At 59.5% G+C, this 1,734-nt stretch carries 2 protein-coding genes and 1 pseudogene; 2 read left to right on the top strand and 1 reads right to left on the bottom strand.

What is annotated here, in order from left to right; translation table 11 throughout:
- The coding region (locus tag EOA27_RS35230; RefSeq protein ID WP_127258594.1) for a LysR family transcriptional regulator at window positions 1-421 on the bottom strand (421 nt) is incomplete at its 3' end.
- A gap of 178 nt (window positions 422-599) precedes the next feature.
- Between EOA27_RS35230 and EOA27_RS35225 the strand changes: the two genes are divergently transcribed.
- Window positions 600-986, top strand: coding sequence for an ectoine synthase (locus EOA27_RS35225; protein WP_126080713.1), 387 nt, complete (start codon window positions 600-602; stop codon window positions 984-986).
- A 417-nt stretch (window positions 987-1,403) separates the two neighbouring features.
- A pseudogene (locus EOA27_RS35220) lies at window positions 1,404-1,734 on the top strand (branched-chain amino acid ABC transporter permease LivH); the annotation flags it as partial.

The following is a 1,734-nucleotide window of genomic DNA, read 5'->3' as shown; positions in this document are numbered from 1 at the left end:
GGATGTCGTTGTCGTCCTCGAGCCGATCCTCGGCCTTGGCGTAGGCTACACGGATCGCGATCTCGGGATGGCGCGCCGTGAAATCCGACAGGCGCGGCACCAGCCAGCGGCTGGCGATCGAGGGAATGCAACCCACCGACAGCGATGCCTGGGCGGCGCTTCTGCGAATGCGGCGACAGGTCGCGCCCAGCTCCGCCAGCGCCGCGCTCGCGGACGCCTGCAGGATCAGCCCGGCCTCCGTCAGGCGCACCTTGCGGGCGTCGCGATGAAACAATGCGACGCCAAGCCACTCCTCCAGCCGTCTGATCTGGTGACTGATGGCAGGGTGAGTGACATGCAGTTCCTCGCCGGCCGCGGAGAAACTGAGATGGCGAGCGGTCGCCTCGAAGGCCCGGATCGCATTCAGCGGCAGATAATCCATCTGTAAAATTCTCTAACAGAAAGTGCCAAAATCCATCATTTGAAGCACGATACAACCTGAGTCATTGATCTGGACTGACGGCGCAAAATCTAACCGGGCGAGACCAAAAAGTCGATGCCTGCCGCCGAATTCGAGGCGCGCCGCCGCTTCTCAAACCTGGTTTCATGGAAAGACGACGATGTTCACCAGACAATTGGCTGATGTAGAAAAAACTGACTTCTTTGTCGATTGGGGCAACGGCACCAGCCATCGGCTGCTGACAAGCCACGACGGCATGGGCTTCACCATATGTCACACGGTGGTGCGCGCCGGCAGCGAATCGCGACTGCAGTATCGGCGGCACCTGGAGGCCTGCTACTGCATCTCCGGCACCGGCGAGGTCGAGGACATGACCGGCACCGTCCATCGCGTCGAGCCGGGCACGGTCTATGTGCTTGATGCCCATGACGACCATTTCCTGCGCGCCGACAGCGCCGGCGACATGGTGCTGGTGAGCGTCTTCAATCCGCCGCTCAAAGGCACTGAAAAGCACAGTCTCAATGGCGAGGGAGGCTCTGCTTACTGAGACGTCGCTTCGAGCATTCTGTTGTGGCGCGGCGCCTTCGGCCGAAGGGCGCCGCACCGTCACATGCCCGTCACAGATGACGGAATCCTGACCTAGCGGAAGGTGCGGTGACGGGAAACCGGGCGCTTCGGTTGGCGCAAGGATTCTTCTCATCAACTTATTTTGACGCTGGTTTCTTCGACACGAGGCCCATCATAGGGTTGAATCGTCAAAGACATTGCGTTGTGCCAATGCTAGGGTCCGCGATAGTCCAGGGGTCGGGTGTGAAAAAACGGGCAATCGGACCGGGTGCTTCCAAACCACGCAGAGCGATTGAAAAATCACGTTGCAATCCGGGCTCGAAACTTTACGACTAGGGGAAATACGACAAGGAGTGCGATCCGAAAACGGGCGACATTCCAGGGGAGCCGCGTAAATATGCAGTACTTCGTCCAGCAGCTTATCAATGGGCTGACGCTGGGATCTATCTATGGGCTGATCGCGATCGGCTATACGATGGTCTACGGCATCATCGGCATGATCAATTTCGCCCATGGCGACATTTTCATGGTCGGCGCCTTCACCGCGCTCATCGTCTTCCTGATCCTCGGCGCGTTGTTCTATTCGGTGCCGGTCGTGGTGGCGCTTCTGATCATGATGATCGTGGCGATGCTTCTGACCAGCCTCTACAACTGGACGATCGAGAAGGTGGCCTACCGGCCGCTGCGCGGTTCGTTCCGGCTGGCGCCGCTGATCACCGCCATCGGCA

This window comes from Mesorhizobium sp. M2A.F.Ca.ET.037.01.1.1 (genome assembly GCF_003998075.1).
GTDB lineage: Bacteria > Pseudomonadota > Alphaproteobacteria > Rhizobiales > Rhizobiaceae > Mesorhizobium.
Note: the sequence above shows the minus strand (reverse complement) of the source record. Positions and strands in the feature narration are given on the sequence as shown.

What these genes read in the sequence shown, in the direction of transcription:
- EOA27_RS35225 (WP_126080713.1), top strand. Translation starts at nt 600, where the DNA reads ATGTTCACCAGACAATTGGCTGATGTAGAAAAAACTGACTTCTTTGTC.